Annotated in this window: 24 protein-coding genes; 7 read left to right on the top strand and 17 right to left on the bottom strand. The window is 71.0% G+C overall.

What is annotated here, in order from left to right; translation table 11 throughout:
* Positions 1-10: 10 nt before the first annotated feature.
* The 7 genes from VSH64_RS33190 to VSH64_RS33160 form a co-directional block, all read right to left on the bottom strand.
* Positions 11-973 (bottom strand): cyclase family protein, encoded by a 963-nt coding sequence (locus VSH64_RS33190; RefSeq protein WP_326566694.1) that lies wholly within the window; start codon positions 971-973, stop codon positions 11-13.
* On the bottom strand, positions 970-2,085 hold the full coding sequence (locus VSH64_RS33185; RefSeq protein ID WP_326566693.1) for a sugar ABC transporter substrate-binding protein: 1,116 nt from the start codon (positions 2,083-2,085) through the stop codon (positions 970-972). The genes VSH64_RS33190 and VSH64_RS33185 overlap by 4 nt, the downstream gene beginning before the upstream one ends.
* Positions 2,086-2,113: 28 nt before the next feature.
* Entirely contained in the window at positions 2,114-3,181 is a 1,068-nt protein-coding gene (locus VSH64_RS33180; RefSeq protein ID WP_326566692.1) for an ABC transporter permease, read from the bottom strand.
* Positions 3,181-4,710: a sugar ABC transporter ATP-binding protein gene (locus tag VSH64_RS33175; RefSeq protein WP_326566691.1), complete on the bottom strand. Its 1,530-nt coding sequence runs from the start codon at positions 4,708-4,710 to the stop codon at positions 3,181-3,183. The genes VSH64_RS33180 and VSH64_RS33175 overlap by 1 nt, the downstream gene beginning before the upstream one ends.
* Positions 4,711-4,717: 7 nt before the next feature.
* On the bottom strand, positions 4,718-5,809 hold the full coding sequence (locus VSH64_RS33170; protein WP_326566690.1) for a hypothetical protein: 1,092 nt from the start codon (positions 5,807-5,809) through the stop codon (positions 4,718-4,720).
* Positions 5,810-5,912: 103 nt separating this feature from the next.
* Positions 5,913-6,878 carry a cyclase family protein gene (locus VSH64_RS33165; protein WP_326566689.1) on the bottom strand — a complete coding sequence of 322 codons (966 nt, stop codon included), beginning with the start codon at positions 6,876-6,878 and terminating at the stop codon, positions 5,913-5,915.
* A 123-nt stretch (positions 6,879-7,001) separates the two neighbouring features.
* Entirely contained in the window at positions 7,002-7,799 is a 798-nt protein-coding gene (locus VSH64_RS33160; RefSeq protein ID WP_326566688.1) for a DeoR/GlpR family DNA-binding transcription regulator, read from the bottom strand.
* A gap of 237 nt (positions 7,800-8,036) precedes the next feature.
* Here VSH64_RS33160 and VSH64_RS33155 point away from each other — a divergent pair, with 237 nt between their 5' ends.
* The 4 genes from VSH64_RS33155 to VSH64_RS33140 all read left to right on the top strand — a co-directional run bounded on the left by VSH64_RS33155 (position 8,037) and on the right by VSH64_RS33140 (position 13,666).
* The gene (locus VSH64_RS33155; protein WP_326566687.1) at positions 8,037-10,337 is read left to right on the top strand and encodes a penicillin acylase family protein; all 2,301 of its coding nucleotides are present in this window, start codon (positions 8,037-8,039) and stop codon (positions 10,335-10,337) included.
* A 34-nt stretch (positions 10,338-10,371) separates the two neighbouring features.
* Positions 10,372-11,298: a polysaccharide deacetylase family protein gene (locus VSH64_RS33150; RefSeq protein WP_326566686.1), complete on the top strand. Its 927-nt coding sequence runs from the start codon at positions 10,372-10,374 to the stop codon at positions 11,296-11,298.
* A 149-nt stretch (positions 11,299-11,447) separates the two neighbouring features.
* Positions 11,448-13,034: a GAF domain-containing sensor histidine kinase gene (locus VSH64_RS33145; protein ID WP_326566685.1), complete on the top strand. Its 1,587-nt coding sequence runs from the start codon at positions 11,448-11,450 to the stop codon at positions 13,032-13,034.
* Complete coding sequence (locus tag VSH64_RS33140) at positions 13,031-13,666, top strand: response regulator transcription factor (protein WP_326566684.1); 636 nt, start codon at positions 13,031-13,033, stop codon at positions 13,664-13,666. Before VSH64_RS33145 ends, VSH64_RS33140 begins: the two co-directional genes overlap by 4 nt.
* Before the next feature lie 615 nt (positions 13,667-14,281).
* On the opposite strand, the gene VSH64_RS33135 is transcribed toward VSH64_RS33140, so the two are convergent.
* Complete coding sequence (locus tag VSH64_RS33135) at positions 14,282-14,494, bottom strand: hypothetical protein (RefSeq protein WP_326566683.1); 213 nt, start codon at positions 14,492-14,494, stop codon at positions 14,282-14,284.
* 251 nt (positions 14,495-14,745) lie between these two features.
* Between VSH64_RS33135 and VSH64_RS33130 the strand changes: the two genes are divergently transcribed.
* A complete protein-coding gene (locus VSH64_RS33130; RefSeq protein ID WP_326566682.1) occupies positions 14,746-15,297 on the top strand; it encodes a hypothetical protein in 552 nt (183 codons plus the stop codon).
* Here the strand turns inward: VSH64_RS33130 and VSH64_RS33125 are convergent.
* Entirely contained in the window at positions 15,266-16,087 is an 822-nt protein-coding gene (locus VSH64_RS33125) for an acyl-CoA thioesterase (protein WP_326566681.1), read from the bottom strand. The two genes, VSH64_RS33130 and VSH64_RS33125, sit on opposite strands and share 32 nt — an antisense overlap.
* 20 nt (positions 16,088-16,107) lie before the next feature.
* Positions 16,108-16,860, bottom strand: coding sequence for an alpha/beta fold hydrolase (locus tag VSH64_RS33120; protein WP_326566680.1), 753 nt, complete (start codon positions 16,858-16,860; stop codon positions 16,108-16,110).
* A gap of 48 nt (positions 16,861-16,908) precedes the next feature.
* Here VSH64_RS33120 and VSH64_RS33115 point away from each other — a divergent pair, with 48 nt between their 5' ends.
* A complete protein-coding gene (locus VSH64_RS33115) occupies positions 16,909-18,180 on the top strand; it encodes a cytochrome P450 (protein ID WP_326566679.1) in 1,272 nt (423 codons plus the stop codon).
* 4 nt (positions 18,181-18,184) lie between these two features.
* On the opposite strand, the gene VSH64_RS33110 is transcribed toward VSH64_RS33115, so the two are convergent.
* Together VSH64_RS33110 and VSH64_RS33105 are read right to left on the bottom strand one after the other, a co-directional pair.
* Positions 18,185-18,385, bottom strand: a complete 201-nt coding sequence (locus tag VSH64_RS33110) for a hypothetical protein (RefSeq protein ID WP_326566678.1) — start codon at positions 18,383-18,385, stop codon at positions 18,185-18,187.
* Positions 18,386-18,387: 2 nt separating this feature from the next.
* Positions 18,388-20,073, bottom strand: coding sequence for an alpha/beta fold hydrolase (locus VSH64_RS33105; protein ID WP_326566677.1), 1,686 nt, complete (start codon positions 20,071-20,073; stop codon positions 18,388-18,390).
* Between the two features lie 157 nt (positions 20,074-20,230).
* Here VSH64_RS33105 and VSH64_RS33100 point away from each other — a divergent pair, with 157 nt between their 5' ends.
* Positions 20,231-20,782: an RDD family protein gene (locus VSH64_RS33100; RefSeq protein WP_326566676.1), complete on the top strand. Its 552-nt coding sequence runs from the start codon at positions 20,231-20,233 to the stop codon at positions 20,780-20,782.
* Here the strand turns inward: VSH64_RS33100 and VSH64_RS33095 are convergent.
* From VSH64_RS33095 to VSH64_RS33075, 5 genes are all read right to left on the bottom strand, one after another.
* Positions 20,663-21,301: a response regulator gene (locus VSH64_RS33095; RefSeq protein ID WP_407655695.1), complete on the bottom strand. Its 639-nt coding sequence runs from the start codon at positions 21,299-21,301 to the stop codon at positions 20,663-20,665. The two genes, VSH64_RS33100 and VSH64_RS33095, sit on opposite strands and share 120 nt — an antisense overlap.
* A 52-nt stretch (positions 21,302-21,353) precedes the next feature.
* Positions 21,354-22,514 (bottom strand): sensor histidine kinase, encoded by a 1,161-nt coding sequence (locus VSH64_RS33090; RefSeq protein ID WP_326566674.1) that lies wholly within the window; start codon positions 22,512-22,514, stop codon positions 21,354-21,356.
* 82 nt (positions 22,515-22,596) lie between these two features.
* Entirely contained in the window at positions 22,597-23,355 is a 759-nt protein-coding gene (locus tag VSH64_RS33085) for a maleylpyruvate isomerase family mycothiol-dependent enzyme (protein ID WP_326566673.1), read from the bottom strand.
* Positions 23,356-23,420: 65 nt separating this feature from the next.
* Positions 23,421-23,993, bottom strand: a complete 573-nt coding sequence (locus VSH64_RS33080) for a dihydrofolate reductase family protein (protein WP_326566672.1) — start codon at positions 23,991-23,993, stop codon at positions 23,421-23,423.
* A gap of 4 nt (positions 23,994-23,997) precedes the next feature.
* Complete coding sequence (locus VSH64_RS33075) at positions 23,998-25,038, bottom strand: small ribosomal subunit Rsm22 family protein (RefSeq protein ID WP_326566671.1); 1,041 nt, start codon at positions 25,036-25,038, stop codon at positions 23,998-24,000.
* Positions 25,039-25,185: the final 147 nt, after the last annotated feature.

Raw genomic sequence — 25,185 nt, 5'->3', positions numbered from 1 at the left:
CAGGGCCGCGCTACTTCACCACGATCGGGTTCACCGGCGAACCCGTCCCTCCCACCACCTTCAACGGCGCTGCCGCGTAAAGGAAATCCCACTGCCCGTCCGCGCGGCAGGAAGCCACCAGGGCGCGCAGGTCGCAGATCTCCGTGAACACCAGGCCCAGGTTGCGCATCAACGCGCAATGGACCAGGAGCGTGGTGCCGTTGCGGGGATCGATGAGGACCTCGTTGCCGATCGTGTCCGTGGCCAGGTTGGCGATCTCCTTCGCCTGGAACCACGAAGCCAGTGAAGGGGTGTAGACCAAGCCCGGTTCCTGGTACGACGAACCGAAGAACTCCTCACGCGGCACGGAGTAGAAGAACTCCAGCCAGCCCGTGTTGATCAGCAACACGTCGTGCGGCCGGATCTCCACGCCTTGGGCCGCGGCGGCCGCCTCCAGGTCGTCGCAGCCGAAGGTCTCGTCCCGGTCCAGGTGGCGTTTGCCCCGCAGGCCGGCCAGGTCGAGCAGCACGCCGCGGCCGACGACGCCGCGCTCGGCGATCGGCAGCACGCTCGCCTTGTGCAGGCCGCCGATGGTGGTGGCGGCGTCGTAGCCGTTGTAGAGCTGGTCGTCGAACCAGACGTGGCCGAGGGCGTCGTACTGGGTGGAGCCCTGCAGTGGGCTCACGAGCACGTCGTCGGCGAAGCGGGCGCCGCCCGGGAGATCCGGTGGCTCTGGGCCGAGCCAGGAACCCTGGTCCTGCACCATGTACCGCTGCGGCGCGGACCGGGCGGGTGAGGACGGGTCGCCGTGGTCGTGGAACATCGGCGTCTGCAGGGTGAAGACCCGGCCGGACCGCACCGCGGCCAGGCCGGCGAACACCTCGGCCGGGCCCAGGTGGTTGAGGGTGCCGACCTCGTCGTCGGCACCCCAGCGGCCCCAGTTCCGTGGCGCACCCGCGAGCAGGTCCGCCACGGCCGGGACGTCGTCGGTCACGCCTTGCCCCACAGCGCGGCGTACTGCTTGTCGTAGTCGGCGACGATCGGGAACAGGTCGCTGCCCGCTTCGGCGGGGTAGTTGTCCTTGGTCACGACCCACATCGGCGGGTGGATGGTCGGCACGGGAACCCCGGCGAACTTCCGGACCATGCTGTCGACGATCGCCCACATGTCGCCGTAGAGGTCGTACGGGATCGCGCCGGCTTCGGTGCCGTTCTTCAAGTAGCCCAGCGAAGCGCCGTACGGCGCCTGGCCGAACACCTTCACGTCGGTGAGCCCCGCCGCGCGAAGGGCCGCCGGCAGGCCGACACCCGCGGCGTCGTCGGCGAGCACCACGTACTTCGTCTTCGGGTGGCTGCGCAGGTAGGACACCATGCGGTTCGGGGCGTCCTTGCCCAGCGACGTCAGCGGCAGGTCGATCGAGTCGAACGAGCAGCCCGGACACAGCGTCTTCAGGTTGGTCTGCAGCCCCGACTTGATCGAGCTGAGGATCTTGAAGTCCGGGATGTTCGCGTAGAGCACCGAAGCGCTGTCACCGCCGTTGACCACGGCCCACGCGGCGTCGATCTTGCCCTTGGGCGAGTTGTCGTCCGGGGTGTCGATCACATAGGTGATGCCGTCGCCCGCCGGATCGAGCTGGCAGCACGCGCCGGTGATCGCGCCTTGTGCCTGCAACTGCCCGAGCTGCGAACGGATCACGGACTTGTCGATCGCGTTGTAGATCACGCCGTCGGGCTTCTGGCGCAGGATCGTGTCGAACGCGTTCTGGAACCCCTGCGGGGTGCCGTTGGTGTTGATCGTGGTGAGCGACCAGCCCAGTAGGTCCGTCGCCTTCTTGATCACCTCGCCCTGCAGCACGCATTCGGGCAGGCCACAGCTCACGAACGCGATCTTCTTGCCGGTGGGCACGGGCTTGCCGACCGGCGCCGTGACCTGGATCTTGGTCGGGCGCTGCGACGCGGCCGCGAGGATCTGCTTGGCCTGCGCCAGATCGGCCTTCGCGCCACTCGTACCGGCCGACGCGCCCGTGCCGCCCGAGCCGCAGGCGGACACCAGGCCCAGCAGAGCGACGGCGACGATCAGCTTGCCGCGCAAGGGTTTTCCGAGCATGAACGACTCCTTTGTCGACGGGGGAAGCTCAGGAAACGGGTTCGGCGGTGCGGCGCAGTCGCCGTTTGATGCCGCGCAACGTGCCGCGCTGCTTGCCGGTGACGGCGAGCGCGGCGATCAGCACGATGCCGGTGAAGGTGTTCGACGCCCAGGTGGCCGCGCCGGCCAGCGCGAGGCCTGTGTCGCCGGTGCCGAGCAGCACCACGGCGAGCACGGTGCCGCCCGCGTTGAAGCGGCCCTCCTTGAACTGCGTCGCGCCGAGGAACACCGCGGCGAACGCCGGCAGCAGGTACGGCGTGCCCGAAGCCGGGTCGCCGGTGCCCACGGACGAGCCCAGCACGATCCCGGTGAACCCGGCGATCAGCGCGCCCGCCACGAGCGAGGTGAACCGCAGCCGGAACGTCGGCACGCCGGCCAGGCGCGCGGCCCGCTCGTTGAAACCGGTGGCGTACAAGCGGCGGCCGGTCACGGTGTGCTCCTGCACGTGCCAGATCACCGCGGCGAGCACGATCGCGTAGACCACCGGGATCGTGATGCCGGCCCAGCTCGCCTGCGCGATGTGCGCGTAGCCCGGTGCGGTGAGCTTGTCGTCGTTGATCGGCGAGTCGCCGGTGATGAACGTGTTGGCCGCCTGGATCAGCGAGCCCGTGCCGAGCGTGCCGATCAGCGAGTCGATCTTGAGCACCACCACCACGAACGCGTTGACCAGGCCCACCACCAGCGCCGCCAGCATCGCGACGGCGATCGCGCCGCCGAGCCCCAGGCCGGCGTGCACCACGAGGTACGCGGTGGTCACGCCGGTCAGCGACATCGTGTACGCGAACGAAAGGTCGAACACCCCGGCTGACAACGGAACCACGAGCGCGAGCGCGGCCATGGCGGTGATCGAGTAGTTGTCCACGACCTGCTTCACCGTGGCCCCGGCGAAGAACACGCCGCCCAGCTTCACGGTGAACAGCACGATCGCGAGGATCAGCAGGTACACCGCGCCGATCCGGTTGAAGCTCAGGTAGTGGCTCACGCCGTGGCCCCGGCGTGGCGGTGCTTCGGTCGTGGGCCTCGGCGGCGCGTCCGCTTCGGTCGGCAGTCTGGTCATCACGGCGCGGCGATTCCTTCCATGGCGAGAACGAGGGCCTTCTCGGTGATCGCCGGGCCGGCGAGCTCGCCGACCACGGCGCCGCGGTCGAAGATCAGCACGCGGCTGCACAGACCGAGCAGGTCGCCGACGTCGGTCGAGGACACGATCACGCTGAGCCCGTGCACCACGCGTTCGTTGATCAGCGCGTACAGCGCACGCCGCGTGCCGATGTCGACGCCCGCGGTCGGCTCGCACAGCAGCAGGATCGCCGGGTCCTGCGCGAGGCAGCGCCCGACGAGCACCTTTTGCTGGTTGCCGCCCGAAAGCGTGGTGATCGCGGAGTCGCGGCTTTCCGATTTCACCCGCAGCCGGTTGATCCAGTCGTCGGTCACGCGGGCTTCGCGCCGCCGCCCGAGCACGCTCGCGGAGCTGATGCGCGACACGATCGACAGCGTCAGGTTCTCCCGCACCGAAAACTCGCCGATGATCCCCTCGGCTCCGCGGTCGGCCGGCACCAGCGAGCAGCTCGGCACGCCGGCGCGGCCGAGCCGGGTCCACCCGCTCTCGTCCGACGTCCGGAACTCACCCGCGACCGGGTACGGCAGCGCGCCGGCCAACGCGTAGGGCAGCTCGTCGCGGCCGGACCCGGGCAGGCCCGCGAGGCCGAGCACCTCACCGGCCCGCAGCCGCAACGCGGCTCCGGTGAGGTAGCGGCCGGAGATCCCGCGCACCTCCAGCACGTCGAGCACACTCGACGCGGGGGCGGCGGCGGGCGTGACGTCGTGGGACACCTCGTCGCCGAGCATCAGCTCCACCAGGCCCGGCCGGTCGAGCCCGGCCACGTCACGCGTGGCCACCCGCCGGCCGCCGCGGAACACCGTGACGCGGTCGCAGATCTCGAACATCTCGTCGAGGCGGTGCGTCACGTAGAGCACGCTGGCGCCCTGCCGGCGGATTTCCTCCACGATCTCGAAGAGCCGGTGCGCCTCGTTCGGCGGCAGCACCGCGGTCGGCTCGTCGAGCACGAGCAGCGCGGGGCCGGTTTCCCAGCCCTGCAACGCGGCCGCGATCGCCACGCCGGTCCGCTCGATCGGCGTCCTCTCCGACAGCGGCGCCCGCACGTCGAGGTCGATCCCGAGGCGCGCGATCAGCTCACGCGCCTCGGCCTCCTGGCGGGCCCAGCGGATCGTCCGCAGCTTCGTGCGCGCGAAACCGGACCGGAGCGCCAGGTTCTCCACGGCGTTGAGCTGCAGCACCAGACCGAGGTCCTGGTGCACGAACCGCATCCGCGGGTGGCGCGGGCCGCCGGCCGACGCCGTGAGGTCGAGCTCGTCGCCGTGCAGCACCGCGCGGGCGCCGCAGCCGTGGTCGGCGTCCTGGAAGCCCGCCAGGGTCTTGATCAGCGTCGACTTGCCCGAGCCGTTGTGCCCGGCGAGACCGTGGATCTCGCCGTGGCCCACGTCGAGGTCGACCTGGCGAAGAGCCCGTGTGCCGCCGAAGGTCTTCGACAGGTCACGCACGGCGAGCAGAGTGTCCGAAGTGGTCATGACGTGGTCAGCGGCCGGCGGCCACGGGACCCCGGCCGGTGGCGCCGGCGAGGGTGGCCAGCATCATGCTCACCCACAGCGTGTGCTCGGTGGTCTTCTCGATGGCGTGGCTGTCGTTGGGCTCGGGCACGAGGAACCCGCTCGGCACCCAGCTGCCGTCCTCGCCCTGCGACTCCACGTACCAGCGCGCCATGCGCACCACGTTCTTGATGTGCTGGCCCTCGGGATCGATCTCCGCCGCCATGGCCGAACCCCAGCCGAACTTGCAGATCTGCATGGACTCCCACCAGTTGTACTGGTCCTGGGTCCCGCCGGCCGAGAGCTTCAGGATGCCGGTGGCGATCTCCTTGGCGCGCTCGTTGCGGGTCACCATGTAGTAGCGCGTGAGGAAGGCCGCGCTGATGCCCGGGTTGTAGAAGGCCTGGCGCGGCTTGCGGAAATCGACCTTCGTGATGAAGTCGTCGTCCTGGTCGGCCACGGTGCGCAGGCCCTGCGGGCCCCAGGAGGCGTAGAGCACGTCCGGCAGCTCCGGCTGCGCGGCCCACAGCCGGTCGAACCAGCCGAACGCGCCGTCGGCCACATCGGACTGTCCACTCGCGAGCGCGGCCAGCCCCATCTGCGCCGTGGGGAAGATGAACTGGCGGCCGGTGCGCGCTTCCGGACGCTCCATGAAGGACCCGCCGGTCTCGGGGTCCTGGAAGGTGGTGCGCATGGTGCCCACGAGCGCGAGTGCGGTGTCGTAGCGTTCCAGCGCCCACGCGCCGTGGGCCAGCAGTGAATGCGGGTAGGTCGCCCAGCGGTGCACGAAGGCTTCGCGGGGCACGCCTTCGCGTAGATCGCCCTTCGCGGTGAGGGTGTTGCGCTCGATCCACGACAGCACCTGGGCAGCGACCTCGCGCTCGCCGACCACCGCGAAGACCCACGGCATCCGGTAGTAGCCGTTGCGGATGTCGGCCGCGGCGGGCTTGCCGTCGTCGGCGACGTGGTCGAGCAGCCACCGCACCCCGCGGGCGCGGACCTTGCGCAGGCTCTCCTGGGCGGCCCTGATCTCCTGCTCCGACACGGCGCTCTGGTCACGGGTTTCCTGGCCAACGCTCATCACGAGCCGTCCTCTCCGGTTCCTGGTGTTGCGGCGTGCGCGCAGCACGGATCGCCGGTCCTGCCGGGAACCGTTCCTGCGCGGGGGTTGTCGGGTCTGGTGGCTACTTGATGGCCACGGGGTTCACCGGGGCACCGGTGGCGTGCACGATCTTGAGCGGCGCGGCGACGTAGAAGAAGTCCCACTGGCCGTCGGCCGCGCAGTCTTCGGCGAGCGCTTCGAGGTCGCAGATCTCGAGGAACAACACGCCGAGGTTGCGCATGAGGGCGCTGTGCACCAGCAGTTTCGCCCCGGTTTCGGGGTCGAGTGAGGCCTCGACACCGATCGTGTCGGAGCCGATGTTCGGGATCTCCCACTCCTGGAACCACTCGGCGAGGCCCGGTGCGTACACCAGGCCCGGTTCGGGCCAGCTGGCGTGGAACTCGGCGGCGGTCGGGGTTTCGCGGAAGAACACGGTGCGCCCGGTGCGCACGAGCAGGATGTCGCGCTTGCGCAGCTCGACTCCTTGCCGCTCGGCCGCGGCCTCGAGGTCGTGGTGGGTGTAGGTCTCACCGCTGTCGAGATAGCGCTTACCGCGGTGGCGCGCGAGGTCGAGCAGCACTCCGCGGCCGACGACACCGTGCTCGGCGATGGGCAGGATGCTGTCGCGCACCAGGCCGCCGATGGTGGTGTCGGCGTCGTAGCCGTTGTAGAGCCGGTCGTCGTACCAGACGTGGCCCAGCGCGTCGTAGTTGGTGGAGCCCTGCACGTGGGTGGTGAGGTAGTCGTCGGCGAAGCGGCCGCCGCCGGGGATGTCCGGCGCCAGGCCGCCGCGCCAGGTGCCCTGGTCCTGCACGTTCACGCGCACCGGCCGCTGCCGGTGTGGGGCGAACGGGTCGCCGGCGGGGTCGCACATGCGGGTTTGCAGGGTGAACACCCGGCCCTGGCGCAAGCTCGCCGCGGCGGCGAGAACTTCCTTGGGGCCCAACAGGTTCAGGGCACCGATCTCGTCGTCCGAGCCCCACCGGCCCCAGCTCACGGGCGCACCGGACAGGATCTCGGAAAGCTGTTTCACCGGCTGATCGCTCACGACGGACCACGCTCCTTGACGTCACTGTCGGGCTGGCGCTGGTGCTGTGGTGCGAACATAAGTGGGCGGGACCACCGATGTCAATAAACTAACATCGGTGTGACAGGAAAGTACCAACCGCAGTCAGGTGAGGGTGCGCTCGTGGTCGACCGGCACCGTGACGACCTCGATGCCGTGCTCGGCCAGCATCAGCCGGTGATGGCCGGGCAAGCCGTCGTCGGTCACGAGCACGTCGACGTCGTCGAGTGAGCAGGCGCGCACCATCGCCGAGGTCGCGAACTTGCTGGAGTCGGCCAGCAGGATCACCTCGTCGGCCACGGCGACCAACGCGCGCTTCGACACCGCGTCGAAGTGGTTGCCGCAGTACACGCCCTCGGCCGTGACCCCCGAGGCGGCGAGCAGGAGCGTGCGCACGCGCAGCTCCGCGATCGCGGCGAGGGTCATCGGCCCGGCGAACGACAGCGAGCTCGCGTGCAGGGTGCCGCCGAGGCTGATCAGGTCGAGGTTCTCCTTGCCCGGCAAGGCGTTGATGACCGGCAGAGAAGCCGTGACAACCTGCAGCCTCAGGCTCGGCGGGAGCAGGTTCGCGACCTCGCCCGTGGTGGTGCCGGCGTCGAACGCGACCGCGCCACCGGGCGGCAGCAGCTCGATCGCCCGGCGCGCGATCGCCCGTTTCGCGGCTCGGTGCCGGCCGGACCGGGCCTCGAAGTCCGTGCCGCCGATCGCGCTCGCGGGCAGCGTGGTCACGCCGCCGTGGACGCTGCGCATGCGGCCTTCGCGCACCAGCAGGCGAGCGTCGCGCCGCACGGTCATCTCCGAGACGCCGAGCACCCGCGACAGCTCGGCGACGGTGCAGAAACCCTGCTCCGCGACGAGGCCGGTGAGCCGGTCGCGTCTCAGCCGGGCGGGTTCAGGGGGCATGGCACTCCTCCGGGCCACCCCGGCGCGGGACTATCGCACGCGCTCGTCGGCCCTGGGTGTGTTGTTAGTCATGTTAATAATCGAACATTAGCCGCGAAGCTTGTCCGGCGGCAACCGGCCGCCACTAGCCGAACGGGTAGTCGGGCGCCACCCGTCCGGCAGCGAAGTTTTGCCGACGTGGTGACCGCCCCGGCTGTTTGACTGCTCCCACTCGAGGACGAGACGGGAGAAAACGTGGTGGCACCTGACCGAACCTCCCACATCCTGCCGGGGCTCACGGGGCCCGCGGAGATCGTGGTCGACCGTTGGGGTGTGCCGCATATTTATGCGGCGAGTACCTATGACGCGTTTCGTGTGCAGGGTTTCAACGCGGCGCGGGATCGGTTGTGGCAGATCGATTTCTGGCGGCGGCGGGGGCTGGGCCGGCTGGCGGAGGTGTTCGGGCCGGAGCAGGCCGAGCGTGACCGGGCGGCCCGGTTGTTCCTGTATCGCGGGGACATGCACCGGGAGTGGCTGGCCTATGGCTCGGACACGAAGCGGGCGACGACGGCGTTCGTGGAGGGTGTGAACGCGTTCGTGCAGCTCACCCGCGACCAGCCGGAGTTGTTGCCGGTGGAGTTCCGGGAGCTGGGGTATGAGCCGGCGTTGTGGGCCCCGGAGGACGTGGCGCGGATCCGCAGCCACGGCCTGTTCTACAACGTGCGGGAGGAAGTCGCGCGGGCCCGCACCCTGCGCGACCTGCCCCCCGACGCCGAAGAACTGCGCCGCCGCCGGGAACCGTGGCGGCCGGTCGACGTTCCCGAGGGGTTGGATCTGTCGGCGATCCCCGACGATGTGTTGCGGGTGTATGACCTGGCCACGACCGCCCCGGTGTTCGCACCCCTAGCCCCCGAGGACGCGCAGGGCGAGGTGCTGCCCGAGGGCAGCAACAACTGGGTCCTGGCTGGGTCGCGGACGCGGTCGGGGCGGCCGTTGCTGGCCAACGACCCGCACCGGGCGGCCGCGGCGTTGCCCGGGTTGCGCTACATCGCGCATCTCAACGCGCCGGGGTTCAACGTGATCGGCGGCGGGGAGCCGGCGCTGCCGGGGATTTCGATCGGGCACAACGGGCGGATCGCGTTCGGGCTGACGATTTTCGCGATCGACCAGGAAGACCTCTACGTCTACGAGACCGACCCGGCCGACCCGCACCGCTACCGCTACGACGGCCGCTGGGAACCCATGCACCGCGTGACCGACACGATCATGGTGCGCGACGGCGACCCGGTCGAGGTCGAGTTGCTGTTCACCCGCCACGGCCCGATCGTGTATCAGGACCCGGCGAAGAACATCGCGTTCGCGGTGCGGGCGGCCTGGCTCGAACCGGGCATGGCCCCCTATCTGGGCAGCATGGACTACATGCGGGCCGGCGACTGGGACGAGTTCTCCGCCGCGATGAACCGGTGGGGCGCGCCGCCGGAAAACCAGGTGTATGCCGACCCGTCCGGTCGGATCGCGTGGCAGACCGGTGGGCTGACCCCGATCCGCCCGAACTGGGACGGCACCCTGCCCGTGCCCGGCGACGGCCGCTACGAATGGGCCGGGTTCTACGACACCGACCAACTGCCCGGCACCGTCGACCCGGAGACGGGTTTCCTGGCCACGGCCAACGAAATGAACCTGCCCGCCGATTACCCGCCCGAACGCCACATCACCTACGACTGGTACGCGCCCTACCGCAAGCACCGCATCGACGAAGTCCTCGCCCAGACCACCGACGCCACCCCGCACAGCATGGTCGCCCTGCAAAGCGACTTCCTCTCCATCCCCGCCCGCCGGATCGTGGCGAAGCTGCGCGAACTGCAGGCCGACGTCGACGGGCTGGAACTGCTCACCAGCTGGGACGCCGTACTGGCCCCCGATTCCGCGGCCGCCGCACTGTTCGAAGTCTGGTACCGCCGCCACCTCCGGCCGGTGCTGTTGGCGCTGGCGCTGGAACCGCTCGTCGGCGCCGAGCAGGCCGACGCGACGGCCACCCGCATCTCACCCGCGGAAGACCTGCTCGCCGACGCGCGCATCGACCTGGAACTGGTGGAGAACCAGGACCGCCTGGCCGAGATCGTGGCCAAGACGCTGCCCGCCGCCGTGGCCGAAGTCGAGGAGCTGCTCGGCGCCGACCGGGCGACGTGGGCGTGGGGCCGGCTGCACGTCGCCCGTGCGCAGCACCCGTTGAAGGCGCTGCTCGGCACTGTCCCCGAAGACCGGCTCACCACGGAACCGCTTCCGCGTGGCGGCAGCGGCGACACGGTCGGGAACACCGCGTACGGACCGAATTTCGTGCAGTCGGCCGGCGCGACGTTCCGGATCGTGGTCGACGTCGGCGAGTGGGACTCCTCGCTCGCCATGAACGCGCCGGGCCAGTCGGGCCGGCTCGACGACCCGCACTACACCGACCTGTTCGCGTCCTGGACGCGCGGAGAGGCCTTCCCCCTGCTCTACAGCCGGGAACGGATCGACGCCGAGGCCGAGACCGTGATCCAGCTCAACCCGCCCGCCTGAACCACCGCCCGAACACCTACTCAGAGGAGGACCCATGGGTCACCTGCAACTCCCGCCCGGCAAGAAGATCGCCGTGAACCTCGGCACCGACTTCGACGCGCAGTCGTTGTGGCTGGGCGGGTTCAACCGGCCGAGCCCGTCGTTCATGTCGCGCGGCCAGTTCGGCGCCGAGGTCGGCGTGCCGCGGCTTTTGGAGCTGTACAAGCGCTACGACATCACCACCACGTGGTTCACGCCGGGCCACTCCGTGGACACGTTCCCCGAGCAGTGCAAGGCGGTGCTGGAGGCCGGCCACGAGTTCGGTCACCACGGCTACTACCACGAGATCCCGCCGGGTATCGAGCGCGACACCGAGCGCCGGCTGGTGGACCTCGCGTTCGCCACCTACAAGAACGTGCTCGGCATCCGGCCCACCGGTTACCGCTCGCCGTACTGGGACTACAGCGAGAACACGCTCGACATCATCGAGGAATCGGGCTTCCGCTACGACACCAGCCTGATGGCGCGTGACCTCGAGCCGTACCACCCGCAGCGCTGGCAGATCAACTGGGAGAAGGGCAACGTCGCGGGCAAGGCCAGCTCCGTGCTCGAGATCCCGGTGAACTGGTACCTCGACGACTTCCCGCCGCTGGCCTACACCGGCGTGTCGACGGGCATGCAGGACACCGAGACGATCTTCCGCCGCTGGCGCGACATCTTCGACTACGCCTACGAGCGCGTGCCGAACCCAGTGTTCGCCTCGTGCGTGCACCCGCAGATCATCGGCCAGGCGCACAACATGATGTGGTACGAGAAGCTGGTCGAGCACATCGTGTCCCACGACGGCGTGTGGTTCGCCACCTGCGACGAGATCGCGCAGGCCTGGGTGGACGACGAGGAGGACGAGCGGCTGATGGCGCTGCCGGACGTGCGGGGTGTCGAGCCCGCACCGGCGGACTCGAGCTGGGCGCGTCAGGCCTGAGGCGCTTCTCTGTCTCGGGGATACGCGGAAGTTCCGAAGCGGCCCGGACCGGTGAACTTGCCGGCCCGGGCCGCTTCCGCACAGCCGGCGCGATGACGGGCCGGGACGGGTGTGGCACGCTGGCGGGCGAGCAGAGAGGACGAACTCTCGTGGACTACCTCGTCGACGGTGGTGGCCTGCAGGCGATCGACGCCGCCCTGCGCCCGATCCTCGACGAGATCCAGGAGCTGCTCGCGGCGGACGTCGCGCTCGTCGTGTACGAGGCCCGGCGCACCGGCCCGCCCCACGTCGTGCTGTCCGGCACCGCAGACTGGTTCCTGCCCAACGAACCCGTGGTCGTGAACCAGCCGTTGCCGCGGCACGAGCCGGCTTCGCTGGTGGAGCTGGAAATCCGGTCGAAGCTGCGCCGCCACGCGGCGCGGCTCGGGGCGTGTGTCGTGGTGCCGTGGCGCGACGCGTTCGGCACCGGTGCGGTGATCGTCGGCACGGCGGGCGCGCCCGTGCGCGATCCGGCTTCGCTGGCCGACGACGCGCTGCGCAAGCACTACCGCACCACGATCGCCAGGGCGTTGCGGGAGGCCCGGCACTCGGGTGCGGTGCAGCTGAACCGAGAGCTGCGGGGTGCGGCGAAGCTGGTGGCGGAAGCCGCGGTGGACGGCCCGAACGTGCCCGCCGTGCTGTCGGCGGTGCTCACGTCGGCGCGCGATCTGCTGCGGTCCGAAGTCGCGTACCTCGCGGTGCCGGACGGCGGCGCGGGGACGTTCGTGTTCGACCAGGTGCTGGGGATCCGCACGCCGGCGTTCCGGAGTCTGCGCGTGCAGCTCGGGCAGGGCCTGGGCGGTCTGGCGCGGGAGCTGGGCAAGCCGATCCGGTCGGCCAACTACGCGGCCGACGCGCGGCTGCAGGCGGCGCCCGTGAGCGAGACGCGTGACGAGGGGATCATCTCGGCGATGGCGGTGCCGGTGCTGGTGGGCCGGGAGATCGCGGCCGTGCTCTACGTCGGTGACCGGCGGATGCGCGCGTTCACGCACGTCGACGAGGACCTGCTGGAGGAGTTCGCGGGGCACGCGTCGCTCGGGTTGCGGCGGCGGCTCAGCGAAGGCCACCGGGCCGAGGCCGTGGAACGGTCGGTGCGCGAGCGCGTGGCTTATGACCTGCACGATTCCGTGGTGCGCGGGCTGGTGACGATCGGGTTCGAGGCCGAGCAGGCGGGGTTCGCGGCGACAGACCCGGACACGGCCACACGGCTCGCCGCGATCGCGCAGGCGGCTGAGGCGTGCCTGGCGCGGTTGCGAGGTGAGCTCGGCACGCTGGTGGTCGCGAGCCGGGCCGGCGGGATGCGAGCCTCCGAGGTGCTGGAACGCATCGACGGGCTGCCCGACCGCGGTGTGCCGCGCAGCCTCGAGCTGGAGGGTGACGACGTGGACGTGGCCCGCGGCGTCGCCGAAGCGCTGGTGCGCGTGGGCCAGGAGGCCGTGGCCAACGCCGAGCAGCATTCGGGCTGCGAGCGGCTGGCCGTGCGCGTGGTGACGGATACTGCGGGGGTGGTGAGTTTGCAGGTCACGGACGACGGCACGTTCGACGAAGCCGCCCGGCGCCCCGCGACCGGTCACTTCGGGATGCGGGCGATGCGCTCGGCGGTGGAAGAGCTGGGCGGCACGGTGGCCGTGCTCCCGGCGGCCGGCCGCGGCACCGTGGTGCACGCGACCATCCCGGTCTGGCCGGTGCGGCCGTGATCCGCTTCTGCGTGGTCGACGACCACGAGGTGATCCACGACGGCCTGCGCGCCATGGCCGACCGCGAACCCGACCTCGAGTTCCTCGGTGGCGCCACCACGGTCACCGACGGCGAGCAGCTGGTGGACACCGTGCAGCCCGCCGTCGCCATCCTCGACCTCCGCATCGGCGAACGCGACGGCGGCAACGGCATCGACCTGTGCCGCGTCTTCACCGGCCGCTACCCGAAGCTGTCCGTGGTGCTCTTCAGCGCCTACGGCAACGGCGAGCTCCTCGCCCAGGCCATCGACGCGGGCGCGGCCGGCTACATGCTCAAGGAGACCTCCGTGAGCCGCGTGCCGGCCATCCTGCGGGAGATCACGACGAGCGGCAGCTGGTTCGAACCCCGCATCGCGAGCGAACTCCTGCACCGGCGCTCCCATGGCGCTTCGTCGACGCCGGCTTTCAGTGCTCGTGAGCTGGACATCGTCCGTGGCATCAGCCGGGGTGAGAACAACCACGAGATCGGTGAGCAGCTGCACATCAGTCCGCACACGGTGAAGTACCACATCGCTTCGTTGCTGCGTCGGCATGACGTGCATCGGCGGGCGGAGCTGGTGCGGTTGGCTTCGGATCTGCACTTGCTCGATTAAGAGCTGGTACGCGCAGCCACGAGCGAGCGCGGCTGGGCAAGTGCCGCTGCGATCAGGCGGAGCCGCGATGAACCCCGGCCTCGGTCGAGGCCGGCCGCGATCAGGCGTAGCCGCGAGAAGCGTGTCGGCGGTCAAAGTACCGGCACGTCAAGCTCAGCCACGATGGACCCGGCCCGGTTGAGGCCAGCGGCGATCAACCGCGGCCGCGATCAAGCGAGCCATGGTTAAGCGCAGCGGCGATGAGCTACGACCTCGGTTGAGGTCGGCGCGGTCAAGCGGTCTCGACCGCACGTACGGCTCATCACGCGTGCACTCGATCAAGCACAGCCCCGATTCAGCGCGCCCTTGACCAGGGGCGCCCCTGGTCAAGCGCGGGCTCGGTCAGGCTCACGCACGATGAAACAACGGCACGATCAAGCGCGGTCTCGATCAAGTGCCTTGTCGAGCAAGCAAGACGTGGCTCGGCCACAGGGCCGTCTCGATTCCGACCGGTTTCGATCAAGCACTGCCCACCGAAACCGCACCCGCGAGCCACGTGAACCCGCCCCTACCTGCGGGGTTTCGCGCTGAAACCCCTGCCAGGCAAGGCTTTCGACCCGGCTCGCGGAGCGCGCCTCAGGAAGCCGCCGCCAGCCGGACCCGGCGGGTGCGGGAGTAGGAGACCAGCTCGCGCACCTCGTCGGTCGTGATGATGCAGACGGCGTCTTCCAGCAGTTCGGCCGTGGCGACCTGCAACGGCCAGCCGGCGAGACCCGGGACGGGCTCGTGCCAGAACCACTGGCCCTGCGTGAGATCCTCGGCCGCGACCTCGTTCACTGCGTCCTGCATGACGTTCCCCCAACTGGTGTTTTCCGAAGGCGCACCCGAACGCGGTACTTCCGAACGCGGTGCTTCCGAACGCGCTACCCCTGAATGACTGTGTTTCCCCGACGCGGGTTCCCCCGAACTCATGCCCGAACTCTATCCACCACCACCGACAAAAACCGTCCACGGTGGACCACCGCCCTGACCCGCGTTTTTGCGAGGCGGCCCGCGCTGGCCTAGGCTGCGCCGATCACCGGAAGAACAGGAATGGCGAGATGCCCCTGCTTGACTCCGGGTCGTACCGTGATGTCGACCTGCCGACGATCGTCCGCATGGAGCGGAGGCTGCCCTGGTTCGGGTGGCCGCACCTGCCGCTCGGCCTGCTGGTCTGCGTCGCCGCGATCCTGGCCGCCTATCGCGTGCCTGTGTCGTACCACACCACCACGGCGCTGGTCGCCGGCGGCGGCGTGCTCGGGGGCTTCTGCGGCTACGGCTGCGGCCTCGTGATGGTGAGCACCCCCGACCTGGTGAAGACCGGCCGCCTGCGCTGGCGCCGCACCCGCGTGCTGCGCGGGCTGCTGGTGGCGCTGGGCGGGCTGTCGGCGGCGTCGCTCGTGCTCGTGGCGGTGTGTCACCTCGTGTTGCTGTCGGGGGCGTCGGGGCTGCACCCGTTCACGCTGTCGCTGCAGGCCGGGGTGTACCTCCTGCTGGCCGTGGCCAACACGCTGCTGGCCGGGCTGGAGGCGCGGCAGCTCACGAGGGTCCTCAATGGAGTGTCCACGAAGGACGGTGAGCTCACCGCCGCCGCAGCAGGACTTCCTGCGTGACGGAGGCCACGAGCCGGCCGTCGGTGGTGTAGAACTCGCCGTGGGTGAGGCCGCGTTCGTTGGTGAAGCTGCGGCTTTCCATGTCGAACAGCAGCCACTCGTCGGCGCGGAACGGCCGGTGGAACCACACGGCGTGGTCGAGTGAGGTCAGCGACGCCTTGCCGGGCTCGTCGCGGTGCGGCAGGGCCGCGGTGCCGGCCAGACGGATGTCGGAGATGTAGGTGAGCGCACACACGTGCGCCAGCGGGTTGTCCGGCAGGCGGCCCTTCGCACGCACCCAGATGCGCTGCCGCGGCCCGCTGCCGACGTCCGGCAGCCCCGCCGCCGGGTCGCTGATGAACCGCGCCTCGATCACCGAGAGCATGATCGGCAGCTCGTCCTCGTCGCGTGCCTCGACGTCGTCGGGTGCCGGCACGTGGGGCATGCGGGCCTGGTGCTCACTGCTGTCCGCGGGCTTCTGGAACGACGCCGAGAGGCTGAAGATCGTCTCGCCGTTCTGGATCGCGGCCACGCGCCGGGTGGTGAACGAGCCGCCGTCGCGCGTGCGCTCCACCTCGTAGACGATCGGCAGGTCAGTGCGCCCGCCGCGGATGAAGTAGCCGTGCAGCGAGTGCACGTGCCGGTCTTCGGGCACGGTCGCGCCCGCCGCCGTGAGCGCCTGCGCCGCCACCTGGCCGCCGAACGCCCGCTGCGGCGAACCCTCGTGGCTGGTGCCGCGGAAGAGGTTCCGTTCGAGCGGTTCCAGCTTGAGCAGCTGGTCGATGCCGGGGTGCACGGGGTCGGTGATCACCCCGTCATCCTAAGGACCGCTCACCCGGCACGCGGGGTGAGCTGCGTCAACAACGGCAGCAGCGCGGCCGGGTCCTCCACGTGGGCGTTGTGGCCCAGACCGGGCAGCGTCACCGCGCCGGACGCCAGCGCGCCCAGCTGCTCGGGGCGGGACATCGGGTCGTCGGCGCCCGCGGCGAGCAGCACCGGGCACGTCGCCTCCGCGAGCAGCCGCGGCATGTCCGGCGCGCCCACGCCGAACGCGGCCGGGTCGAGCGCGAGCCGCCAGCCCTCGGCGGTTTCCACCACGCCGGCGGGATCCGCGGGCGTGTACCCCGTGAGCCCCGCCACCTTCAGGTAAGCGACCTCGGCGTCGGCCCGCGTGCTGAACAGCCGCGGCGGCCGCGCGGCCATCGCGGCGGCGCGCTCCAGGTCGGCCGGGCTCCACTCCACCTTCACGCCCAGCGCGAGCACCCCGACCACGTTGAGGCCGTACCGGTCGCTCGCCAGCTCCAACGCCACCACGCCGCCGAGCGAATGCCCCGCGACGACAATCGGCACGGCCGCGTCCAGCCCCGCGTCGGCCAGCCCGGCGGCGACCGCGGCCGCCAGCGCCGGGAACGAGTACTCGGGCAGCGGCGCCGAACCGCCGTGGCCGGGCAGGTCGGGCACCAGCAGCCGCTCGTCGAGCAGCTCGGCCAGGCCGTTCCACACCGCGCCGGTCGCGCCCAGGCCGTGGAGCAGCAGCAGGGCCGGCTCGCCGGATCCGTCGGTGCGCACCTTCAGCGTTTCCACCCCCCGAATCTTTCCCCACGCCGGGGCCGGGCGGCTAGGGTCGAGACCGTGTCGAGTGCCCTGATCGCCGACCCGGACACCTACGTCGAAGGTGTGCCCCACGACCTGCTCGCGGGGTTGCGCCGCGAGACGCCGGTGACGCGCGTCGGCGATTTCTGGGCCGTGCTGCGACACGCGGATGTGCGCGCGGTGCTGCGCGACCCGGCCACGTTCTCGTCGCAGCTCGGCGGCACGCAGATCCGCGACCCGGCGACGGCCGCCGACCTCGCCTACGTGCGGCGGATGATGCTGAACATGGACCCGCCCGAGCACGGCCGGCTGCGCGGGCTGCTCACCAAGGCGTTCACGCCGCGGGCGATCGGCCGGCTCACCGAGCGCATCGAGGGCTGGGCCCACGACCTGGTCGCGGCCGTCGCGGGGCGCGGCGAGTGCGATTTCGCCAAGGACGTGGCGGCCGACCTGCCGCTCCTCACACTGGCCGAGGTGTTCGGCGTGCCCGAGCAGGACCGGCGGCTGATGTTCGACTGGAGCAACCGCGTGATCGGTTACCAGGACGCCGAATACGCGGTGAGCGCCACCGTGCGGCCCGAGGACGTCACCGACCTCGCTCGCACCGCGCTCGCCGTGCGCCCCGAACCCGGTCCCGACGGCGTGATGCCGGACCCGCGCACGCGCGCCGGCATGCCGGACCTCTACGCGTACGCCAACGCGCTCGGCGAGTACAAGCGCACCCACCCCGGCGACGACGTGATGAGCAACCTCATGCACCACGTCGACGACGAGGGCGGCCGCGTGTCGATCGCCGAGTTCGAGAACCTGTTCTGGCTGTTTTCCGTGGCGGGCAACGAAACCCTGCGCAACGGCCTGCCCGGCGGCCTCTTCGCGCTGCTGCGGCACCCCGGCCAGTACCGCAAACTGCTCGGCGACCGCTCGCTGCTGCCGGGCGCCGTCGAGGAAATGCTGCGCTGGTGGACGCCGGTGATGCACTTCCGCCGCACCGCCACCGCCGACACCCGACTGTCCGATGTGGACATCAAGGCCGGTGACAAGGTGGTGGTCTGGTTCTCCTCGGCCAACCGCGACGAGACCGTGTTCGCCGACCCGGACGCCTTCGACGTGACCCGCGCCCCCACCGAGCACCTCACCTTCGGCCACGGTCCCCATTTCTGCCTCGGCTCGCACCTGGCCCGCGTGCAGATGCGGGCGCTCTTCGAGGCCGTCCTGGACCAGCTCGGCGAAGTGCGCCTGGCCGGTGAGCCGCGGCGACTGCGGTCGAACTTCCAGAACGGCCTCAAGAGCCTGCCGATCCGTTGGGGCTGAGGAACTACTCGCGGGTCAGCACGAGCTTGGCGATGCCCGTGGAGGTGAAGCCGAGAAAGATGAACGCGACGATGCCGAGCTGCACCGCGGAATCGCCCGTGATGCCGGTGATCAGGCCCCAGATGAGCAGGCCGAGCATCACCACGCCGATCGCGAGGTAGGCCCACGCCGCGCCTCGGGTGCGGGGTAACCAGCGCAGTCCCATGGTCAGCTCCCGTCGTCGATCGTGTGGATGAGGTGCTGCACGGTGTCGCGCAGCCCGGAAAGCGCGTCGTGCAGCTGGGTCACCACGCCGTGGTTCGGGTGGTCGACCGGGCCGGCCACCGGGTGCACGGCGTCCTCACCGGGCAGCGGCACGCCGGGACAGGTGGTCGAGGCGGGGCGCGAGTTCTTGATGAGGAACGTGTTCACCAGCCCGTCGACGCACGGGTTGCCGCCGAGGGCGTACTGGCCGTGGAACGGCGCGTCGTCCACCGAGATCAGCGGCACGCCGGCCGCTCGGGCGCCGGCGCGGGCCTGCTCGTAGCCGGTCTGCGGGTCGAACTCGCCCTGCACCACCAGCACGTGACTGGCGACCGAGGCGGGCAGCAGCGGCAGCTCGTGTTGCGGCGCGTCGGACCAGTAGCCGCAGGTCTCGCCGAGGCCGTAGGACCAGCCGTAGAGCGGGTCGACCGGACCCTGCCGGTCGCTGAGCCGCTTGTACCAGGCGGCCGAGCGCGTGGGCTGGTCGCCGCAGGCCACGGCGTAACGCGTGCCGCTCACCTGGCTGTAGTCCGGCGCGGGCGTGCCATCCACGACGTCGGCCGTGGTCAGGGCGGCGGCCGGCACGCCGAAGGTGGCCTGTGACTGCGTGTCGAGGTCGGCGGCGAGGCCGGCGGGCGATGTGGGGGTGGTCCCGTCGAGCGCGGCCGCGCCCTGCGTGAACACGAGGGCGCCGATCAGCCACTGGATCTTGCTGCCGTTACCCACGAAAACGTGGTCGAACGCGTCGGGAGACATGCCGTGGGCCGCGTAGTAGGCGCGCACCTGCTCGTACTTCTGCTTCACGGCTTCCGGCGTTTTGCCGAGCTGGTCCGGGAACTGCCGTGCCAGCCACGGCACGTACACGTCGTCGAACTGGCGCTGGTCGATCTCCGGGAACGCCTCGAAATCGGCCTGCAGCCGGCCTTCGAAGTCCACGCTCGAGTCGAGCACGATCTTGCCGGCGTGGTCGGGGAACATGGACGCGTACTTCGCGCCGAGCCAGGTGCCGTAGGAGTAGCCGAGGTAGTTGAGCTGCTGTTCGCCGAGCAGCGTGCGGATCAGGTCCATGTCGTGAGTGGTCTGCCAGGTGGTGATGTACGGCGCGAGGGCGTCGCTTTCGCACGCTTCGGCGATGGCGCGCGGAGTCTGCTGGTGCTCGGCGATGCTCGCGGCCGAGCGGTCACGGGCGTCGAGCTTGGTGCTGTCCGGCAGCCGCGAAGTGGGCACGTTGCACTGGAACCCCTTGTCGCTGCTGCCTTCCTGGCCGGTGCCGCGCGGATCCATGCCGATCAGGTCGTAGCTCGCGTTGAGCGTCGGTTCGAGCGTGGCCAGCGTCGGGGCCAGCGAAGTGCCCTGGCCGCCCGGGCCGCCGGGGTTGAGCAGCATCGCGCCGAGCCGGTCGCCCGTGGCGGCGACGCGGCTGATCGACACCTTGAGGTCGGTGCCCGAATCGGGGTTCGCCCAGTCGCGCGGCACGGTGATTTCGGCGCATTGTGCGGGTTTCGCCCCGGTGGCCGGTTTGAAGGCGCAGCTGCCCCAGGAGATTTTCTGGCTGGTGTAAGGGTCTTCGGCCGCGCTCGCCGCCGGCACCGCGGTGGCCGCGGTGGCGGTGATGACCGCCGCGACCAGTACTGCTCTGGGAGTTCGCACCGGGAGGTCCTTTCGTCCGTGATCCGCTTGCCCTCGAGTCTCGGGCGCGCACGGGCGCGGGCGATCAGCCTCGCGTACGAACTTCGGCGGCGCCCTCGGCCGTGCGAACGAGGCCGGCCAGCGCGCGCCGCGCCGTCGCAGCGGGGAAACTGGGATCATGACCATTCCCGCGCCCGGCCCCGGCGTGGTGGGCCGACGGGTCGTGCAGCGCGTGCTCGACATGCTGCTCGGCACCGTGCCGGTGGCCGTGCTGGCGGTGCTCGTGGTGCTGTACCTGCGCCCGGCCGGCTCGCTGCTCACGTTCCTGGAAGTGGTGGCGTACACGACGTTCGGCGTCTGGGTCGTCGCCACGCTGTACCTGGAGATCTGGTGGCCCTACCGCCACCGCGGGCAGACGCCGGCGATGCGCTGGCTGCGGATCCGCGTGGTGCTGCCCGACGGCGGGCCGCCACCGTTGCGCGCCTACGTGATCCGCGCCCTGCTGATGGTGGTCGACGGCTTCTGCTGGGGCCTCGCGGGCGTGGTGATCATGCTGGTCAACCCCCGCCGCCAGCGGCTCGGTGACCTGGTGGCGGGCACGCTGGTCGTGTCAGCGGACGAGCCCGGTCTCCCAGGCCCAGATGGCGATCTCGGTGCGGTTGCGAGCCCGCAGCTTGCGCTGGGCGGCCGCGAGGTGAGTCTTCACGGTGGAGAGCGACAGGACGAGTGACTCGCAGATCTCGGCGTTGGTCTGGCCGCCGGCCACGGCTTTCACCACGTCGAGCTCGCGGTTGGTGAGCGGACTGTCCGGTTCGGACCGTTCCTTGCTCGCGCTGCCGACGAAGTGCGCCAGCAGCCGCGTGGTGATGGCCGGCGACACGAGCGCTTCGCCGTGCGCGGCCGCGTGCACGGCCTCGATCAGCAGCGTCGCGCCCGCGTCCTTGAGCAGAAACCCGCAGGCACCGGCGCGCAACGCGGCGTGCACGTTCTCGTCGAGCCCGAACGTCGTCACCATCACCACGTGCAGCGGCTCGGCGACGTCGGGACCGGCGAGGAGCTTCGTGGCCTGCAGGCCGTCGATGCCGGGCATGCGGATGTCCATCAGCGTCACGTCGGGCCGCAGCTGCCGCGCCAGGCGCACGGCGTCCTGACCGTCGGCGGCCTCGCCGATCACCTCGATGTCGGGCTCGCCCTCGAGGATCAGCCGGAAGCCGGTGCGGACCATCGCCTGGTCGTCGGCGATCAACACGGTCACCGGCACGGAGATCCTCCTGCTCAGGGCTTTTCGGGGGCAGAGCTGGTCAGGCTGGTTCGAGGGGCAGCCGCGCGGCCACCAGCCAGCGGTGCCCGGCCGCCGGGCCCGCGGAAACCGTACCGCCGACGGCGGTGACGCGTTCGGTCATGCCGATCAAGCCGTAGCCGCCGGGACGGGTGGGCTTGGCGGCGCCGTCGTTGCCGACCTCCACCAGGAGGTCACGCTGGTCCCGGCGCACGCTCACGCGCACCTCGGTGGCGCGCGGCGCGTGGCGGCGGACGTTGGTGAGGGCCTCGGTGATCAGCCGGTGCACGGTGGTCACGACCTCGGGTGTCGCGCTGAACCCGCCGAGGTCGTCGGGCACATCGAGGGTCACGGTGCCGTCGTCGGGCACCGCGCGGTCCACGGCCGAAGCGAGCCCGGACGGTGGACTGAACAAGTGCTCACCGTCGGTACGCAGGGTGCCGACGAGCCGGCGCATCGAGGCCAGCGCCTCGGCTCCGGCCTGCTCGATCTCGGCGAACGCGCTGGTGTCGCCGCCTTGGCGCTCGGTCACGCGGTGCGCGGCCTGCACCCGCACCACGATGCCGGTGATCTGGTGCGCCACCAGGTCGTGGAGCTCACGCGCGAGGTTCAGCCGCTCGGCCGCGCGCACGTCCACGGCTTCGGCGCGGGTGCGGGCGTCGGCGTCGCGCAGCAGCAGGCCGACCGCGAGCGCGGCGCCCCACGCGACGGCCGCGGCCGCGGAGAACAGCGCCGCCGGCGAGCCGATGCCGTAGCGGAACACCGGCGCGGCCACGGCCGCGATCCCGCCGACGATCGACCACGTCGCCGCCGGCGGGCGCTGCAAACGGTGACAGCACGCGCCCACGACCAGCGCGATCGCCAGCGCTTCGGCGCCACTCGGCTGCGCCGGCAGGCGCTCGCCCAGCGCCGCGACACCGGCCGTGATCGCCGTACCGAGCAGCGACAGGCACGACACGGCCGCCGCGACGAGCGCGACGTGGTCCGGGAACCGGCGGCGCAACACGGCGAGCACGGCCACCACCGGCCCCAGCCCCGGCGCGAAGTTCACGGCGATCAACGCGAGCGTGCCCTGCGCCGGGCCGGATCGCGCGAACACCACGGTGTCGAGCACCACGAGCACGCCGAGCGCCGCGATCTCGGCGACCAGGGCGATCCGCGGGCCCACGCGCTGGGTGGTCATGGCACTGATCGTCTCGCGCCCGGCCGCGGGCCGCCTCCTGCGCGGGTGCGAAGTGCCTCGGTCGCGAGGCTGAGATGGCCCGTCAGCCGAAGCTCAGGAGGGAAAGCCACCGGTCGAGGAACGCCGTGTCCCCAGTGAGCTTCGCGCTGGTGACGGGCTCGCGGCCGTAGACGATCAGCAGCAACTGGGCCAGCGGAGCTTCGACGGTCGCCGCCGGCTCGTCACCTGGTCCGCGGTGCCAGTCCGGCAGGTCGCCGGTGAGGTCGACCGTCCACGACGCGGCGTGGTCCGTCGGCGCGAGGTGGATCGTGTGGCCGGGGCCCTGCATCGCACGGCGTTCGGGGAAGTACTCGAACATCACCGGCAGGGAGCCGAGTTCGAGCCACTCGTCGAGGGTGTCGTGGGCGACTTCGCCGTCGAGCTCGAACTCCTGTCCGACGGCCAGTGCGACGTCGGCGCGGTGCATCGCGGTCTCGTGCAGGAACCGCCGAGCGTAGAAGGCAGTGCGTGGTTTCCCAGTGGGGACGGGCGTCCAGACTTCGGTGTCGGGTCCGGCTTCGCGCAGGGCCGCGGCGAGGGCTTCCGCGCCGTCGGTGAGCCAGCTGTCCGGCCGGGTCTCGTGGCCGGGATTACGCAGGTACGTGTCGTCCGGAGCCTCGGTCGCGCGGCCACGCACGATGCCGTCGGCGTAGCGATGACCCGCGCCGACGTGGTTCAGCAGCTGCCCGAGGCTCCACTCGGGGCAAGCCGCCACGCTCGCCGCGGGGTCGGCGCCCGCCGCGGTGGCGCGCAGCAGTTCCGTCTGCCGCACGATCTCGGCGACGCGGTTTTCGAAATCCATGGGTGTCCTTCCGGTCCGATTCACGAAAGGGTCGGAACCGCCGCGGCGGACCGGACACCGGTCGGTCAGGAAGCGATCCGGTAGGTCAGGTGGGTCATCGTCGGGGTGGTGATCGCGTCGGTGCGCTCGAGGGCCACGCGCTGGTCGGCGAGGTCGTCGAAGAGACGGACGCCGGCGCCGAAGAGCAGCGGCACCACGTGCAGGCGCAGCTCGTCGACCAGGCCGAGGCTCAGGAGCTGCTTGATGGCCGAGCCGCTCATCACCACAACGTCGAGCTCACCCGCGGCCGAGCGGGCCTGGGCCAGCGCGGTTTCCGGGCCGTCGGTCACGAAGGTGAACGTGGTTTTGCCGCGCTCCAGCGGCTCGGCCGCGCGGTGGGTGAGCACGAACGAGGGGCGCTCGAACGCGCCGTCCGGGCCCCACATGTCGATGCCCATGTCGAAGGTGGTGCGCCCGAGTACGAAGGCACCGGTGTTCTTGAAAAACCCGGCCATCACGTCGTGGTCGGTTTCGTCGCCGTGGGCCATCCAGCCGTGCAGCAGCTCGCCGTCGCGGCCGAGGCGGTGGTCGGTGTTCGTGCCCGGCCCGGCCACCACACCGTCGACCGACATGCTGATCTCCGCGACGACCTTGCCCATCGGCCTACCCCTCGGTGGTCTTGTCCTCTGTGGCTTTGGTGCTCTCGGTGGTCTTGGTGCTCTCAGTGGTCCAAGCGTCGCCCCAGTCGGCGTCACGGGCGGCGCGGTAACGCGGGCCTTGGCGCTTCGAAACGGTGACGCCGGACGCGAGGCCCTCCACCGTACACAGGTCGAGCTGCACGAAGCCCTTGTTCTTGCGCGGGTGGCGCAGGATCCGCGCGTCGGGCCGGTCGGTCGTGACCCCGGCGGGCGCGCTCACGACGTAGGAGAACTTCTCGTCCTCGAACCCCAGCGTGCCCGCCTTGATGCGCCGGTGCACGCCCGAGCGCGCCAGGCGCGCGGCGAAGTGGCACCAGTCCTGGCCCGGCGTGATGGGGCATTCGCCGTCGTGCGGGCACGGCGCGAGCACCGTGTGGCCGAGGCCGCGCAGCACGTCGCGGGCCGCGCGGATGCGGGCGAACCCGGCGGGCGTGCCGGGCTCGATCAGCGCGACCGCCCCGCCGGTGCCGGCGAGCCAGCGCACCACGTCGTCGCGGGTGCGTTCCGGCAGCTCGCCGAGCACGTACGACAGCGTGACGAGGTCGGCCGCGGGAGCCGGCGCCGAACGTTCGATCAGGCCGCGCTGCCACGTCGCGCCGCGCACCGCCACGTGTTCCGCGCCCGCCGCGAGCTTGCGGCCCAGCGTGACCGCGCCGGCGACCTGCTCGACCACGGTGCACTTCTCCAGTGAAGGCCACTCGCGCGCCGCGGCCCACACCGCCGCGCCGGTGCCGCCGCCGACGTCGAGCAGGGTGCGCGGCGCGAACGCGGGCGCCGCCGCGGCCACTTCGCCGAGCACGGCGCTCACGGCCGCGTACGTGGCCGGCATGCGGTAACCCGCGTACGCCGCGACGTCGAGCTCGGAGGTGAGGATGGGCGACGTCGCGGCTTCGCCGGAGCGGTAGCGCGAGCTGAGCTTGTCGACCGCCTGGGCGAGCCGGGATTCGGGGAAGCGGCCGAGCTCGTGGTCGAGGGCGGTTCGCAGGTCGTCGGGGAGGTGCGCCACGTTGAGAAATTCTCCCACGCCCGATTCGTCCCCGAGCGGCAGCCTGACCTGCTAGTTTCGGCGCCGGGAAAAAAGTTCGGGCGCCGTGTCGATCCCAGGGCGGCCCGTTCGACGCAGGGGTGACGGCAAGACCACAGAGAGAGGATC

The organism is Amycolatopsis rhabdoformis (assembly GCF_035918295.1).
GTDB lineage: Bacteria > Actinomycetota > Actinomycetes > Mycobacteriales > Pseudonocardiaceae > Amycolatopsis > Amycolatopsis rhabdoformis.
The sequence above is the reverse complement of the archived record's forward strand: the minus strand, read 5'-3'. Positions and strand labels throughout refer to the sequence as shown.